The sequence below is a fragment of the Saccharomonospora sp. NPDC046836 genome (assembly GCF_040645195.1).
Classification (GTDB): Bacteria; Actinomycetota; Actinomycetes; order Mycobacteriales; family Pseudonocardiaceae; genus Prauserella_A.
Genome location: NZ_JBEYXW010000001.1, coordinates 302,215 through 316,684, shown reverse-complemented (window position 1 = coordinate 316,684; position 14,470 = coordinate 302,215). Strand labels below are relative to the sequence as shown.

General features: G+C 69.4%; 18 protein-coding genes. 8 read left to right on the top strand and 10 right to left on the bottom strand.

Going from position 1 to position 14,470, the window contains the following annotated elements; translation table 11 throughout:
• Positions 1-15: 15 nt before the first annotated feature.
• Genes ABZ863_RS01560 through ABZ863_RS01550 form a run of 3 tightly spaced genes read left to right on the top strand, consistent with a single transcriptional unit; the run spans position 16 to position 1,782 of the window.
• Complete coding sequence (locus ABZ863_RS01560) at positions 16-612, top strand: HSP18 transcriptional regulator (RefSeq protein WP_358529649.1); 597 nt, start codon at positions 16-18, stop codon at positions 610-612.
• 54 nt (positions 613-666) lie between these two features.
• Entirely contained in the window at positions 667-1,527 is an 861-nt protein-coding gene (locus ABZ863_RS01555; protein WP_358529646.1) for a Ku protein, read from the top strand.
• 48 nt (positions 1,528-1,575) lie between these two features.
• The gene (locus ABZ863_RS01550; RefSeq protein WP_358529644.1) at positions 1,576-1,782 is read left to right on the top strand and encodes a hypothetical protein; all 207 of its coding nucleotides are present in this window, start codon (positions 1,576-1,578) and stop codon (positions 1,780-1,782) included.
• Here the strand turns inward: ABZ863_RS01550 and ABZ863_RS01545 are convergent.
• The 4 genes from ABZ863_RS01545 to ABZ863_RS01530 all read right to left on the bottom strand — a co-directional run bounded on the left by ABZ863_RS01545 (position 1,755) and on the right by ABZ863_RS01530 (position 4,736).
• Entirely contained in the window at positions 1,755-2,933 is a 1,179-nt protein-coding gene (locus tag ABZ863_RS01545) for a cytochrome P450 (protein ID WP_358529641.1), read from the bottom strand. The two genes, ABZ863_RS01550 and ABZ863_RS01545, sit on opposite strands and share 28 nt — an antisense overlap.
• Before the next feature lie 137 nt (positions 2,934-3,070).
• The gene (locus ABZ863_RS01540) at positions 3,071-3,274 is read right to left on the bottom strand and encodes a hypothetical protein (RefSeq protein ID WP_358529638.1); all 204 of its coding nucleotides are present in this window, start codon (positions 3,272-3,274) and stop codon (positions 3,071-3,073) included.
• Positions 3,275-3,389: 115 nt separating this feature from the next.
• The gene (locus ABZ863_RS01535) at positions 3,390-3,812 is read right to left on the bottom strand and encodes a DUF6401 family natural product biosynthesis protein (protein WP_358529635.1); all 423 of its coding nucleotides are present in this window, start codon (positions 3,810-3,812) and stop codon (positions 3,390-3,392) included.
• Between the two features lie 75 nt (positions 3,813-3,887).
• Positions 3,888-4,736 carry an alpha/beta hydrolase gene (locus ABZ863_RS01530; protein WP_358529632.1) on the bottom strand — a complete coding sequence of 283 codons (849 nt, stop codon included), beginning with the start codon at positions 4,734-4,736 and terminating at the stop codon, positions 3,888-3,890.
• 31 nt (positions 4,737-4,767) lie between these two features.
• Here ABZ863_RS01530 and ABZ863_RS01525 point away from each other — a divergent pair, with 31 nt between their 5' ends.
• Complete coding sequence (locus tag ABZ863_RS01525) at positions 4,768-5,313, top strand: ABATE domain-containing protein (RefSeq protein ID WP_358529629.1); 546 nt, start codon at positions 4,768-4,770, stop codon at positions 5,311-5,313.
• Here ABZ863_RS01525 and ABZ863_RS01520 read toward each other — a convergent pair.
• Positions 5,310-6,011, bottom strand: coding sequence for a DUF998 domain-containing protein (locus ABZ863_RS01520; RefSeq protein WP_358529627.1), 702 nt, complete (start codon positions 6,009-6,011; stop codon positions 5,310-5,312). The two genes, ABZ863_RS01525 and ABZ863_RS01520, sit on opposite strands and share 4 nt — an antisense overlap.
• A gap of 24 nt (positions 6,012-6,035) precedes the next feature.
• A complete protein-coding gene (locus ABZ863_RS01515) occupies positions 6,036-6,845 on the bottom strand; it encodes a hypothetical protein (protein ID WP_358529624.1) in 810 nt (269 codons plus the stop codon).
• A gap of 61 nt (positions 6,846-6,906) precedes the next feature.
• On the opposite strand from ABZ863_RS01515, the gene ABZ863_RS01510 reads away from it, so the two are divergent.
• Together ABZ863_RS01510 and ABZ863_RS01505 are read left to right on the top strand one after the other, a co-directional pair.
• Positions 6,907-7,116, top strand: a complete 210-nt coding sequence (locus tag ABZ863_RS01510) for a helix-turn-helix domain-containing protein (protein WP_358529621.1) — start codon at positions 6,907-6,909, stop codon at positions 7,114-7,116.
• Positions 7,116-7,649 carry a Clp protease N-terminal domain-containing protein gene (locus tag ABZ863_RS01505; protein WP_358529618.1) on the top strand — a complete coding sequence of 178 codons (534 nt, stop codon included), beginning with the start codon at positions 7,116-7,118 and terminating at the stop codon, positions 7,647-7,649. Before ABZ863_RS01510 ends, ABZ863_RS01505 begins: the two co-directional genes overlap by 1 nt.
• Here ABZ863_RS01505 and ABZ863_RS01500 read toward each other — a convergent pair.
• Positions 7,621-8,280 carry a hypothetical protein gene (locus ABZ863_RS01500; RefSeq protein ID WP_358529616.1) on the bottom strand — a complete coding sequence of 220 codons (660 nt, stop codon included), beginning with the start codon at positions 8,278-8,280 and terminating at the stop codon, positions 7,621-7,623. The two genes, ABZ863_RS01505 and ABZ863_RS01500, sit on opposite strands and share 29 nt — an antisense overlap.
• Before the next feature lie 115 nt (positions 8,281-8,395).
• On the opposite strand from ABZ863_RS01500, the gene ABZ863_RS01495 reads away from it, so the two are divergent.
• Entirely contained in the window at positions 8,396-9,784 is a 1,389-nt protein-coding gene (locus ABZ863_RS01495) for a PLP-dependent aminotransferase family protein (protein ID WP_358530471.1), read from the top strand.
• A 505-nt stretch (positions 9,785-10,289) separates the two neighbouring features.
• On the opposite strand, the gene ABZ863_RS01490 is transcribed toward ABZ863_RS01495, so the two are convergent.
• Both ABZ863_RS01490 and ABZ863_RS01485 read right to left on the bottom strand, forming a co-directional pair.
• A complete protein-coding gene (locus tag ABZ863_RS01490) occupies positions 10,290-11,165 on the bottom strand; it encodes a hypothetical protein (protein ID WP_358529613.1) in 876 nt (291 codons plus the stop codon).
• Between the two features lie 155 nt (positions 11,166-11,320).
• On the bottom strand, positions 11,321-12,523 hold the full coding sequence (locus ABZ863_RS01485) for a pyridoxal phosphate-dependent aminotransferase (RefSeq protein WP_358529610.1): 1,203 nt from the start codon (positions 12,521-12,523) through the stop codon (positions 11,321-11,323).
• Positions 12,524-12,552: 29 nt separating this feature from the next.
• Between ABZ863_RS01485 and ABZ863_RS01480 the strand changes: the two genes are divergently transcribed.
• Entirely contained in the window at positions 12,553-13,851 is a 1,299-nt protein-coding gene (locus tag ABZ863_RS01480; protein WP_358529607.1) for a DUF445 family protein, read from the top strand.
• Positions 13,852-13,890: 39 nt separating this feature from the next.
• On the opposite strand, the gene ABZ863_RS01475 is transcribed toward ABZ863_RS01480, so the two are convergent.
• Complete coding sequence (locus ABZ863_RS01475; protein WP_358529605.1) at positions 13,891-14,397, bottom strand: CGNR zinc finger domain-containing protein; 507 nt, start codon at positions 14,395-14,397, stop codon at positions 13,891-13,893.
• Positions 14,398-14,470: the final 73 nt, after the last annotated feature.

The window sequence follows — 14,470 nt, the reverse complement described above, 5'->3', positions numbered from 1 at the left end:
CGGAAGGATGACCACATGACCAAATACGATCAGCTGAGCTCCGCGGTCGAGCAGGTGGCCGCAGGCAAGGAGCTACGGGGTGACCAGTTGCTGGCCGCCCTGGTGTTGGTGCGCGAGCTGCGCGACGACCTCACGGGCTGGGAACCACAGCTGATCGAGGCCGCGCGCGAGCTCGGCATCAGCTGGGCGGAGCTCGCGCAGGCGCTCGGTGTCGCGAGCAGGCAGGCGGCGGAGCGGCGATACCTACGCCTGCGCAGGCCCGGGGCAGCAGACTCCACAGCGGACGGCAGGGTCCGTGCGGAGCGAAACCGCCGGGCGGGGGAGCGGGCCGTTGCCAGCTGGGCCAAGGAGAACTCGGCGACGTTGCGCAGGCTTGCGGCAATGGTCAGTGCTGTGGAGGGGGCGAGCCCTCCGGCGCGACAGCAGATCGATCAGGTGCACCGCGCACTCGGCGACAGCGATGTCGTCATCCTGCTGGAGCAGTTCGCCGGGCTCGGGCCGCACCTGAAGGCCACCCATCCGGCGTTGGCCGAGCAACTCGACGACGTCACCGTGCACACCGAGCGGCTGCGCCAGGACACCATCGGCAGAAGGGAGAGTCGCCAGGTATGACTGCGCTCCGCTAGGAGCAAGCATTGAGCTGCGGTAACGCGTACCTTCACTTCCATGCGGGTTATGTGGAAGGGCGCGGTGTCGTTCGGGCTCGTCACGATCCCGATCCACCTCTACGCGGCCACCGAGAGCAAGAACGTCTCGCTACGGCAGGTGCACGAGGCCGATGGCGGGCGGATCCAGTACAAGCGGTTCTGCACGATCGATGGTCAGGAGGTGCCTTACGCCGATATCGCCAAGGGCTACGAGCTCTCCGACGGCGACATGGTGGTGCTGACTGATCGGGAACTCGCCGATCTGCCGCTGTCGACGTCACGCACGATCGACGTGCAGGAGTTCGTTCCGCTCGAGGCGATCGATCCGATTTACTACGACAAGAGTTACTACCTCGAGCCGCAGAAACCGGCATTGAAGCCGTACGTGCTGCTGCGTGACGCCCTGCAGAAGTCCGGCCAGGTCGCGATCGCCAAGGTTGCGATCCGGCAGCGCGAGGCGCTCGCGGTGCTGCGTGTGCTCTCGGATGTCATGGTCCTGACGACGATGTTGTGGCCGGATGAGGTGCGGGAACCCGATTTCGCGTTCCTCAAGGAAGAAACGCCGCCGGTGCGCCAGCAGGAGATGTCGATGGCGGCTTCCCTCATCGATTCGCTGTCCGACACGGTCTTCGAGCCGTCGCGCTACCACGACAGCTACCGCGAGGCACTGCTGTCGCTCATCGAATCGAAGATCGCGGGTGAGGAGACGACCAAACCGAAGGCAGCCACAGGCGAAGCCGAGGTGACCGACCTGATGGCAGCGTTGCAAGCCAGCGTCACGGCGGCGAAAAAGGCGCGGCAGCCTGCCAAACCGCGCAAGGCCGCCGCCGGTAAGACCTCCGCTGGTAAGGCGTCCGGCAAACCCGCAAAGGGCGCCTGACGGCGTGTTGTTCGCGGCATCGTCGGTGCCGAGTGGTACCAAGTGGCCATGACGTGCACAAGCTGCCACTCCGGCATCGACCACTGCCACGGCACGCTGGTCCAGCACCTCGCCGGCGGTGCCGACTGCACAGATCAGGGCTGCACCGATGCTGACGTCGTACGGCACAGCCTCGTCATCGAGTGCGAGTCGGTCGAGGGTGGGTGCGGCTGCATCGAGCCGGTGTACTACGAGGAACTGCTGCGGGCTTCGTAGGCGAACCGCAGGCCGAAGTGGTCGAGGGTCGTGGGCAGCGGTCGTAGCGGGCTGAGCGTGTTCGGTGTGAGCAGCCGGGGTGCGAGTAATCGCGGTGAGAGTCGTCGGGGTGCGGCCAGACGGTATACGCCGTGGCGGCACAATTCGGCCAGCAGCGTGCTGGTCACGTACAGCACCAGGTTCTTGCCAGGGCACTGTCCAGGGCCTGTGCTGAACGGCACGAGTGCTGGAAACCGCCGTGCGCGACCGTCGAGCCAGGTCTCCGGTGCGAAGGTGTCGGCGAAGGGCACCTGCCCGGGATCGCGGTGAAAGTAGGGCGCGAACGCGACGAACGTCGTACCCACAGGTAGCTGGACGCCACGCCACGAGGTTGCCGTGATGCTCTCCCGCACGAGCATTGGGGTCGTGGGCCAGAGGCGCACGGCCTCCAGCACGCAGGACCGCAGGTACGGCCGTGCCATGGTGTCGACCTCCTCGCGTGCGAGTGCGGCCTGGCGTGGATGGGTCGCGAGTAGAGCCAGGGCGCGTAGCGTCACCGCGCCGGCCGTATCGAAGGCGAACAGCCACTGCGTGACCTGCTCGTAGGGATCGACCCCAGGTCCGGCCGGGGTGTCGGCGATCTTCTTGGCCAGGCTGCCGCTCTCCGCGCGATCCAGCAGCTCAGCCAGTTCCCGCTGGAACGCCTGCCGCTCTCGCGCGGCCGTCGGCCACGCGCGTGGCCGTAACCGGGAGAGTCGCTCTGTCACGCCGGATTCGTCCCGCGCCGCGTCACCGAACACAATGCGCCGCACGATCCGCCACCAGGCGGCCGCAAACGCGTTCCAGTCCAATGTCGACCGTCCCGCCAGGAGGTGCTCGGCTTCCTCACGCACCACCACCTTGGCCGGTCCGGTGACGGAGTGCTGTTCGTGCGTGCTCTCCAGCGCCATTTCGTTGTAGTGGCGGCGTTCGCTGCCGTGCGTGGCGAGTACAGCATGCGGCTGAAACCGGCGCAGCGCCGAGCGTGTCTCGATACCGGCCGGATGGAACGGGGCAGGCGTCCTGCACAGGATCCGGCCGACATCATCGGGGTCGAGCAGCACCGCGATGGGACGCCCCGGCGCCCGCAACAGGAGGGGCCCGGGGCCGTAGCGGGCGTGCAACCTACGCATCAGCCGGATAGCACGGTGGTCCAGCTGTAACCGCCATTCCAGCCCGCGTGGCCTGCGGCTGAGCACACCGCCGGCCAGAGTAGGCAGCACAACCTGCCCGGCAATGTGTGCTGTGTCGAGGACTGTCGCCTGGCTGGTCACTGGTCCCGCTGCGCGAGACCCTGTCCCTCAGCGGGGTGCAGACCGAGGGCCTCGAGCAGCGTCATGCAGTCGGTGGCGTCTGCGGATGCGGATGCCACCGCGCGGACCGCTCTGCGGCGCTGCTCCGCGGTGGGCTCGTCGGTACGAGGCAGCACCGGCTGTGGAGACTGGCTCGGGGCGGTCGGGCTGTAGGCGCTCATCGGAACTCCCGAGGGTCGACGTCAGGTGGTAGCTGCAGTTACCCATTCGACCGGGCGGTTACACCCACGCTTCATCGATGTCCGATATGGACTTTGCTGGAGAACCCGATGCCGCTCAACCCGGCCGTGCTCCCCGGATGAGCCCGACGATCGAGAACCCCTCCACATGGCGGTGGGCCGGCTTGGGTCCGCGGGGCTCTCGCGCGGCCAGTTCGTAACACGCGAGCAGGCGCAGGCCGAACCACTCGTCGGCCGTCCACGCTGCTGCCGTGTCCGGTGGCTGCCAGCCCTCGTCCCGCGCCTGGTTGCGCACGTCATAGGCGTGGCCGGCGATCAGGACCAGCGGAGTCGTGGGCACGGCACGGTCGACGAGCTCCTCCTGGACCCGCAGGAACTCGGTGATCTGGTCGAGGTGCTGGTCGAACTTCTTGCGCACGGCTGGTTCGGCCAGGGCGAGCCAGCCGGATCGCAGCTCATCGCCCATCCGGCTCAGCCAGCGGCGTGCGGAGCGATCCGTCGCCGAGTCCAACCAGCCCACGCGGTTGATGATGCACACAGTCCGCGGTTGATCGCTACTCGTGGGCATCATGGGGTAACCCAGCGGGGCGCCCGCCTATCCGGTGAAGAAGCTCCGCAAGCGCGCCAGCACGGCCTGGGGCTGCTCCTCGGGCAGGAAGTGCCCGCAGTCGGCGATGGCGGCACCGGTCACGTCGTCGGCGTAGTCGCGCCAGATCTCCGCGCTCGGCAACGAGCCGAGTAGCCCGTTGGCGCCCCACAGGGCCAGGACCGGCATGGTGAGCTTGTGCCCCGCCTCGGCATCGGCATCGTCGTGCGCGGCGTCGGTGGGGAACGACGCGCGGTAGTCGTCGAAGCCCGCTCGCAGCGCCCCCGGAGCGGAGAAGGCCCGGACGTACTCAGCGACGACGTCGGCCTCGAATGCGTGCCGCTGGTGGGTCCAGCGTTCGAAGAAGTAGCCGAGATAGCCCGCGATGTCCTGGCCTGCCAGCCGTTCCGGCAGGTCCGGCTGCAGGTGGAACAGCCAGTGCCAGTAGCCGCGCGCGAGCATGCTGTCCATGCGCCGCCACATCTCCCTGGTCGGGATGATGTCGAGTACGGCGAGCCGGGCCACCTGGTCGGGCCGGTCCAGACCCCACCGGTGGCCCACCCTGCCGCCCCGGTCGTGGCCCGCCACGCTGACGCGCTCGAAGCCGAGCGTTGTGACCAATGCGGCCACGTCGGCCGCCATCGTGCGTTTGTCGTAGCCGTGCGGCGGTTTGTCCGTGCGCCCGTAGCCGCGCAGGTCGGGCGCGATGACGGTGTGGTCGCGGGCGAGCGGGTCGATGAGTTCGCGCCAGCAGTACGACGTCTGCGGCCAGCCGTGGAGCAGCACGACCGGCGGTCCTTCGCCGGCGCGCCGGTAGTGCATCCGGATCCCGTTGACCGTCTCCATTCCTGCATCCATGTCCGAAATTCTAACCAGTTAGGATGGTTAGATGGAATGGGTGTTCGACGGCGGCAGGCTGTGCATCGACCTGGTCAACACGCTGCGTGACCGGCATGCAGGCGGACGTGAGCTGGTCACCGGCCCAGATGCGCTCACCCGGTGGCTCGATCTCGCGGGGCTCAGTGGCGCCCGGGCCGTCGATGGGGACGTGTCGACGGCACGCACGCTGCGTGAGGTGATCGATCGGGTGACCCGCGCCGTGTCCGTTGGCCGCCGGCCGGCCGCCGACGATGTGGCCTGCCTGAACACGATGGCGGCGGCCCTCCCCCCGCCGGCATTGCGGATCGACGACGATGGCACACCACGCCGCGTCACCTCCGTGTCGCCGGTGCCGGTCGCCGCCGCGTTGGCGGTGGTCGCGGCGGATGCGATCGATCTGGTCACCGGTTCGCCCGACATGCGCGTCTGCGCTGCCGACGACTGCGGGCTGCGGTTCGTCGACGTGTCGCCCAAGCGCAACCGCCAGTGGTGCTCGATGGCGCGCTGCGGCAACCGGGCCAAGGCGCGCGCACACTACGCGCGCCGCAGGAGCTAGTTCACGTGGCTGGTTCCGCGCAGCCGCGCGTGGCGGATCGCGACCAGCAACAGGGCCGCCAGCAGGCAGAAGTAGGCGACGAAGACGATGCGCTGCGTGAAGCCGACCGGCAGCAGGGTGCTGGCCGTGAGCACCACCGCCGTCTGGGGCAGGGCCTGCGCGACGTAGCTGAACCCGAACAAAACGAGGCTGCCGAGGCTGATCTGGAGCAGCCGGACCAGCTTCGCGTAGGCGTCGGCGAGTCCGGCGACGTCGCGGAGCCGGTCGAGCAGTGAGAACGGGATGGCTGGCAGGCACAGGAACGCGATCAGGCTGGCGTACTGGTGGATTCGCCCGCTCACAGGATCGATCTCCGGCGTGAAGGATGCCGGGAAGAGCGCGGCGAGCACCAGTCCCAGCGCAGTCGCGTAGACGACCACCGACGTCGTGCGGCCGAACGTGATGCCCGAGGCGAGGAGTGCGCCGCGGACGGCGAACACCCCGACCGCGAACGACAGGAGGCTGCCTGCGAGCATGCCACCGCCGTGGTCGCTGAACGCGTAGCGGCTGAGTGGGTCGACGAGCGGGTTGAACGAGCTCACGGCGTGCAGGATCAACAACGTGAACAGCGCCCAGCCCAGAGATGCCCACGCCGTGATCGACCACGTGCGGGTACGGGTGACCGCCGTGGCCCCGGTGTGGGTCCCCAGGTTGTTCATGACGTCAAGCTTGACGTGGAAAGGTCAACTTGTGATCGGGGTATGTCCCTGAGTCACCCCTGAGAGTTTCGTGAACTCGATCACGGCCAGGGCCTGGTCGTCGTGCCGCTTGGCCCGGGGCCACCGTGTGCCGTCCGGGTCGGAGCGCTCCGCCTGTCGTACGGCGTCGAGCACCGCGGCCGCGCCGTGCCCGCGTGCCAGCAGCCGTAGCTGCGGCCAGTCGAAGAGTCCGTAGTCGTCGATGCCGGCCGCGACGCCGTCGGTGGCCAGCAGTACCGTCTCGAGCTCCGCACGTGGCCAGCACACGCACACCGCGTGTGCTGTGGCGGTTGGCTCGGCCTCGGCGACCCAGAACCCGCCGTCGGTGTTGCGCAGGCGGTTGACCTCGGCGCGGGTCCGCAGCCGGCCGGCAGCGCGGAGCTCCGCCAGTCGCCGATCGGCGACGACGTCCATTCCGGACCGTCCGAACGCGACGACAGGGCTGTCGCCGAGCACGAGGGCGTCCACCCGCTCGGCGGTCCAGCGCAGCATGGCGACCGTGCTCGACGGCGCGTGGTGAGGCTGAAGCCGATGGGCGCGTGCGACGTCGGCAATGGCGCGGGCGAGCAATGTGGCGAGGTCGCCGCCCGGTGCGCCGTTCAGGTGTGCTCGCAGCTGCTCGGCGAGGCGGTGCGCGTACCAGCCCCCGCTGGGCACGCCGTCGCGGAACTCGGTGGCCCCGTCGAGGAGCGCGACGGCGTTGCCAGTGGTGACCACAACGTCCTCGGTGGGGCGTGGCTTGCCGTCCAGACCGACCCCGGCCTGTTCGGCGACGTCGATGGCGATGTCAGGCACACCCTGACAATAACGTCAACCAAGGTTGACAATGCCTGCCGTGTCAACCACGATTGACAGCATGACCGAAGCAACCGATCTGGCGGCCAGGGCGGGCGACCGTGACCCCGGTGTGGGCTTGCGAGCTGTCGCCGCGCTGCGCCGGCTGCTGGAACAACTGGAGGCCGTGCAGGTGCGCAATGCGCGGGTGCAGGGCTGGTCGTGGCAGGACATCGCAGACGAGCTGGGCGTGAGCCGGCAGGCGGTGCACAAGAAATACGGGAGGCGCTGATGTTCGAACGGTTCACCAAGGACGCCCGTGTCGCGGTAGAGGAAGCCGGCCGCGAGGCGGGGGAGCTGCGCTCGGCCGAAGTCGACACGCTACACCTGCTGGTGGCGGTGACCCGCCGTCCTGATGGCGGCGCCGCGCGGGTACTGAACACACTGGACATCGCGCTCGACGACGTAAGGGAGCAGGTGCAGTTGACGCGCCGCCGCGGCGGGCTCAGTGAACGGGACGCCGAGGCTCTGGATGGTCTCGGCATCGACGTCGACGCGATTGTCGCCAGTGTCGAACGGGAGCACGGGCAGGGCGCACTGGCCGGCGGGTGGCGTCGGGTGGGTGGGCACGTGCCGTTCGGTACCGGACCCAGGCGGGTGCTGGAGAAGTGCGTGGGCGAGGTGATCATGCTCGGTGACCGTCACATCGGTGGTGAACACATCCTGCTCGCGCTGGCCGTGGTGCCCGGCCCTGCCGCGGATGTCCTGGCAGGCCTCGGCGTGACTCCCGAGGTCCTCAGGCAGGCTCTGCGCCGCGCGTCCTGAGTCCTGGTTCGCGCCACACCACGTACGGCAGGAACAGCTGCGCGAGCGGCCCGATGGCCAGCGCGTACAGCACGGTGCCCAGTCCCACGGTGCCGCCGAGCAGCCAGCCCACCCCGAGCACCGTCAGCTCGATACCGGTGCGGACCAAGCGCACCGAGCGACCGGTGCGGGCGGCGATTCCCGTCATGAGGCCGTCGCGGGGGCCTGGCCCGAGCCGGGCACCGACGTAGACGGCGGTCGCGAGCCCGTTGAGCACGATGCCGCCGAGCAGGAAGGTGGCCTGCCAGGCGAAGGCGTGCTGGTCGGGCAGTACCAACCGGGCGAGGTCCACGGTGACCGCGATGATCAGCACGTTGGCGACGGTGCCGATGCCGGGCCGCTGCCGCAGCGGGATCCACAGCAGCAGGACCACGACCGCCGTGAGCGCGGTGACCGTGCCGAACGTCAGGCCCGTCCGGTCCGCAATGCCCTCGTGGAGCACGTCCCAGGGGTTGAGGCCGAGTCCGGCCCTGGTCATCAGGGCCATGCTCGTGCCGTACAGCGCGAGGCCGGCAAAGAGCTGACAGAGCCTGCGGGCAGGATTGGTGGTGACGGTGATCGGATGTAACTGGATTTGGTTCGGCTTGGTCACGAGGACCACTATCAAGGCCAATGGCTGGCATGACCAGGACCGATCCGGAACAATTGGCCCGGTGAACGGACAGTTCCCACCAGGTGGACGCGTATCCGGTGCCCGGCTGGTCGCCATGCTCGGCGATTGGCGGCACAACGGCGCGAAGCGTGGCGCCAGCGATCTCGCCGCTGCTGTCGAGCTGCAGGTGCGGGACGGCCGCCTACCGGCAGGCACGCGGCTGCCCGCGGAACGCGAGCTCGCCGACGCGCTGGGCGTCAGCCGTACCCTCGTGGGCGGCGCGCTCGATCGGCTACGTGAACGCGGTCTCGTGGCGAGCAGGCAGGGCGCCGGGTCGTGGGTGACGCCGCCCGCTGCCGGTGCCACGCCGCCCTCGGATGCCGGCAGGCGGCCCGATCGTGATCTCGCTCAAGCGTCGCCGCCCGCGGTGCCGGGCCTGCTCGACGCCGTGGACGCGGTGCGCCCGCGGCTCGCCGCGGAACTGCTCGAGCACGGCTACAGCGCGCAGGGCCTGCCAGTCCTGCGGGAGCGCATCGCGCAGCGCTACACCGCCAGAGGCCTGCCGACCAGCCCGGCACAGGTACTGGTCACCAACGGCGCGCAGCATGCCTTCGCGCTCGTGCTGCGTGCGTTGACGGCGCCGGGGGACCGGGTGCTCGTCGAGCAGCCGAGTTATCCCAACACCCCGGTGGCCATCCGGGCCGCGAACGCACAGCCGGTACCGGTCGCCGTGGACCCGGACGACGGCTGGGACCTACCGGGCGTCGAAGCCGCACTGCGCCAGGCGGCGCCCCGGCTCGCCCACTTCACAGTGGACTTCCAGAACCCCACCGGACAGCTGCTGGACGCCGACGGACGGGAGCGCCTCGGCGCGGCGCTGGCCAGAGCCCGTACCCCAGCGGTGGTCGACGAGACCATGGCGGAGCTGGATCTGCGCCCCGATCCGGAACCCGTTGTGCCGCTGGCGGCCTTCGCCGGGGAGTGGGCCATCACAGTCGGCTCGGCGGCGAAATCGTACTGGGGTGGGCTGCGGCTCGGGTGGATCCGCGCTTCGGAGGAGCTGGTGGACCGCCTCGTGTCGGCCCGCTGCTCGCTCGACCTCGGGTCGCCGGTGCTGGAGCAGCTCGTGCTCGCCGAGCTGCTAGCCGACCCGGAGCCGCTCCTTTTCCGCCGGCGTGCGGAGGTGAGGGTGATGCGAGACGCCGTCGTGGCCGCACTGGGCGAGCACTGTCCGGATTGGACGTTCCGCGTGCCGGACGGCGGGCTCTCGTTGTGGTGCCGGCTGCCGGAGCCGATGAGCACGCGGTTGAGCGTGGCCGCGGCCAACCATGGCGTGCAGGTCGCACCGGCGTCCCGGTTCGGTGTCCACGGTGGACTGGAGCGGTGGCTGCGGGTGCCTTTCTCGTTGCTGCCGGACCGGTCGCACGAGGCTGTGCGCAGGCTCGGTCTCGCGGCCGCCTCAGTGCGGTCGGGGGCAGCGGATGTCGCCGTTGCCGTGACGTAAAGAGCCCCCAAGGCCACCTTGGTTGCGTTGAACGCAACCAAGGTGGCCTTGGGTAACAACTAGCGGACATAAGAAGAGCCGGTGCGCTGGATGGTGGGGGTGCCGTCACTCCAGGGATTCGGACGGTCGATCATCCAGCGCACCGGCTCCTGCCGTGCCCGTCCGGGCACGGGGGCCGCAGACCCACCCCGGCATCGCCCCTCGCCATGCCGGGTGGGTCTACGGTTCAGGCGCGCACCGGGTATCGGCTACTGCTCGGCGCGGTGAGCAGCAGCGTCCGGCGCGCACCTGGTTGGGGTCCCGGTGCCGCGGGGGTAACGCGGCGCCGGGACCAGGACCCGTCACGGCCAGGCGCGGTCGGCCGAGCGGGAAGACATGTCTGCAACGAGAAGACCCCTACGCAAGCGTTTGCGAGCACGTTCACCTGAAAAGGGCGACAGTCGTCACAGGGGCAGGCAGAAGTTGATCTTGTTTTGACACACTGCTCCCCGGAGCGCCGGGGCGTTCAGTCCGGAGTGGTGGTGGGCAGGGCCGCATCCCTGCCAGCGCCGGTGGCGTCGTGGTCGCGGCTCGCGCCGGCCAGGCGCAGCTGCGTGCGGCTCGGCGCCCAGCCAAGGATGCCGTGCACCGAGCGGTCCGTCGCGTTGTGGTCCTGTGGCACCACGGTGCCGGACGTGGCGCCGGTGATGGTCGCGGGCGCGGGCGGCAGCGGCTTGACGGGGGCCTGGCCACCCGGCGAGCCACCGCCCGCGTCGCTGTCGGTCGGCCCCGTCTGAGCCGGCTGTGGTTTCGGCGGTGCCGGCAGGGGGGTGCTGGGCAGCACGGTGATCTTGGTAGCCGCCGGGACGGCCACGGCCGGAGCGGGCTCGGGCTGCGGCTCCGGAACAACCTCCGGAACCACCTCGGGGACCGGTGCCGGGCGCGGGGTGACTGGCGCACTTCCGGTGTCGGCCCCCGGGGCGGGCGCGGACTGCGTGGTGCCGGGCACGAGCGTGCCGAGCTCGGGCAGCACGCTCGGCACGTCGTCCACGATCGGCGCGATGTCCTCGATGGTGCCGGTGACGTCCTCCACGGTGCCGGTGACCGTGCCGGTCACGGCGCCGACCAGGCTGCCGAGGGTCTGCGTGAGGCCGCCGAGCAGCCCTGGCGACCGCGGCGCCGCCGCATTGTCGCCCGTGTCGGCCGGCTGCGCGGGCTCGGCGGGGGCCGGTTCGCTGCCGAGCGTGGTTCCCACGACACCGGTCAGGTTGGTGAGCACTGGCGCGAGGCCGACGGTCACCGTGTCCGGCGTGCTGTCCGGTTCCTCAACAGCCTGCGCGGTCCCGGCGAACGCGGTGGCCAGCAGCCAGCCCACGATGGTGAAGCCCACGGTGATCAGCACGCGTGTGAGGGCAGGCGAAAGGAGGTCAGCAGCGCGCACGCCACCCACTCTCCGTACCGCACCCATCCGCTTGCTTTCTGTTGATCTTGCGACCGACTTTCTGGCCTGGTCGCGCTACCCCGGGAATGCTATTTCTAGCATCGGTCGGGAGTGTTTCATCCCGTGCGCGTGTGATCCACCCCGGACGGCCCAACAGAAGCCAACCGATGGAGTCGTTCTATGGCTTCGTCGAGCACCTCGTCGCGCTTACAGAACGCGAACCGCAGGACGTGATTCCACTCCTCCGGGTGATCGGTGAAGACGTTGACCGGCACGGCGGCAACACCGACCCGCTCGGGAAGCTGCCAGGCCAGCTCGGCCGCGTTGGTGAACCCGAGCGGCCGGACGTCGGCGCAGACGAAGTACGTGCCCGCGCTCGGCCAGACCGTGAAGCCCGCCTCACGCAAGCCCTGCGAGAGCCGATCGCGTTTGGCCGCCAGCGCCGTCCGCAGCTGCTCGACCCACGTCAGCTCGTGTTCGAGGGCGTGGGCGATCGCGGGTTGCAGCGGACCGCCGGAGACGAACGTCAGGAACTGCTTGGCGGCTTTCACCGCGGACACCAGCTCCGGCACCGCGCACACCCAGCCGATCTTCCAACCGGTGCAGTTGAACGTCTTGCCTGCGCTGGAGATCGTCACCGTTCGCGAGCGCATGCCGGGCAGGCTGGCCAGCGGGACGTGCTCGCTGTCGTCGAACACCAGATGCTCGTACACCTCGTCGGTGATGGCGATGAGGTCGTTCTCGATGCACACCTCGGCGATGACGGTCAGCTCGGAGCGGGTGAACACGGTGCCGGTCGGGTTGTGCGGTGAGTTGACGAGGATGGCTCGGGTGGCGGGCGTGACGGCGGCCCGCAGGGCGTCGGCGTCGAGTGCGAACCGGTCGCCGTCGGCGGTCAGCGACACGACGCGCCTGCTCGCTCCGGCCATGGCCACCGCGGCCGCGTAGGAGTCGTAGTACGGCTCGATGACGATCACCTCGTCGCCCTGCTGCGTGAGCGCCAGGAGGCTGGCGGCGATCGCCTCGGTGGCGCCCGCCGTGACGAGGATCTCGATGTCCGGGTCGTAGTGCGTTCCGTACCGGGTGCGGTGCCTGGCGATGGCGGCACGCAGCTCCGGCCTGCCCGGGCCAGGTGGGTACTGGTTGGCCCCGCCGAACAGGGCGTCTCGGGCCGCCGCGAGCATGCCTGCGGGGCCGTCGGTGTCGGGGAAGCCCTGCCCGAGGTTGACCGCGTCGGTGCGTGCGGCCAGCGCCGTCATCTCCGCGAAGATGGTGGAGGTGAACGGCTGAAGTCGGGGGACGAGAACTGGTTCGCGCACGATGGCACATCCTCACGGACAATGGGGTCGTGGAGCAACCGAGGTCCAGGAAGATTGCGCCTGCCGACCCGCCAGGTGGGCTGGCGCGCGAGGAGATCAAACGGCGTGGCCTGCGCAGAATGAAGCTGGTCGCGCTGGGGTTTCTGCTCGGCGCGACCACGATCTTCCTGCTCACCACCTGGGCGCAGTCGGCGGGCTGGCCGGCCTGGGTCGGTTACGTGCGTGCCGCCGCCGAAGCCGGCATGGTCGGTGCGCTGGCGGACTGGTTCGCGGTGACCGCGCTGTTCCGCCATCCGCTCGGGATCAAGATCCCGCACACGGCGATCATCCCGAACAAGAAGAACGTGCTCGGCGACAGTCTCGGCGACTTCGTCGGGACCAACTTCCTCTCCGAGGACGTGGTGCGCGACAAGCTGCGCCGGGTGCAGACCGCCCAGCGGGTCGGCGAGTGGCTGGCCAAGCCGGACAACGCCGAGCGCGTGACCGCGGAGCTGGCGACCATCGTGCGCGGCGCGGTGAAGGTGTTGCGCGACGACGACGTCCAGGCCGTGCTGGAACAGGCCGTGGTACGCCGGGTCGTCGACCGCGACTGGGGTCCGCCGCTGGGCAAGCTGCTCGAGCAGGTGCTCACCGACGGTGCGCACTACCGGCTCGTCGACCTGATGTGCGACCGCTCCTACGAGTGGGTTCGCGCCAACCACGAGACGGTGCTGCGTGTGGTGTCGGACCGTGCGCCGTCGTGGTCGCCGAAGTTCGTCGACGCGATGCTGGCCGACAAGGTCTACGGCGAGGTGCTGACGTTCGCGTGGGCGGTCAAGACCGACGTCAACCACCCGATGCGGCTGGCGCTGGACAAGTTCCTCACCGAGTTCGCCCAGGATCTGCAGAAGGATCCGGAGACCATGGCGCGGGCCGAGCAGGTCAAGCTCCAGTTGGTCGAGCACCCCGAGGTGCAGAAGCTGATCGGCTCGGCCTGGTCCACGGCCAAGGACATGCTGCTCACCGCGGCCGAGGACCCGTCGAGCGAGCTGCGGACGCGGGTGCGTGACGGGCTGCTCTCGTTGGGTGAGCGGTTGCAGTCCGATCCCGCGCTCGCGAGCAAGGCGGACGGCTGGGTGGAAAGCGCCGCAGTGTACGTCGTGAATCACTACTCGCGGGAGATCACCACGATCATCACCGACACCATCGAGCGTTGGGACGCCGAGGAGACCTCGCGCAAGATCGAGCTCCAGGTCGGCCGTGACCTGCAGTTCATCCGGATCAACGGCACGGTTGTCGGTGCACTGGCCGGGCTGGTGATCTACACCGTCGCCCAGTTGCTGTTCTGACCCCGCGTCCCCCAGCTGTGGCCACCCGACCGGGGGAGGTTATCCACAGATTGGGGAGTTATCCACGGAGTTGTCCACAGGCTGTCGCTCGATGGCGACTCGCTCGCGGAACGTCCTCGCCTTCTCCCGGTTGCCACAGATCCGCATCGAGCACCACGTCCGGGAACGGTTGCGTGAGCGGTCGTAGAACGCCAACCGGCAGTCATCGGCAGGGCAGATCTTCACCCGGTACCAGTCACCGAGCACGGCCAGCCGTGCCGCCGCTGCCAGCGCGGCACCGACGACGTCGTCTGCCTTGAGTTCGGGGCCGTTCGCGGTCAGCGTGACGTCGACAGCCGCCCGGACCTCCGCGGGGGTGGCGCCAGGGTCGCCGATCGCGGCCCGCAGCGCGTCCCGGATCCGGACGGCTTCGGCGAGCGGTCCTGCCCGCAACTCCCGCTCGCCCGCCCAGGCTCGCCAATCCGCGGTTGAACGCAGCACGTCAGTGTCCTGCTCGACGTCGACCGTGTTCAGAAAGTCGAGCACCAGCGCAACACCCGGGATCACGTCACCAGTGTAGGACCGACGGTGGTTGCCCTCGGCGTCCGTAACCCGCATAATCCGCTAGCAGGTTATGAGG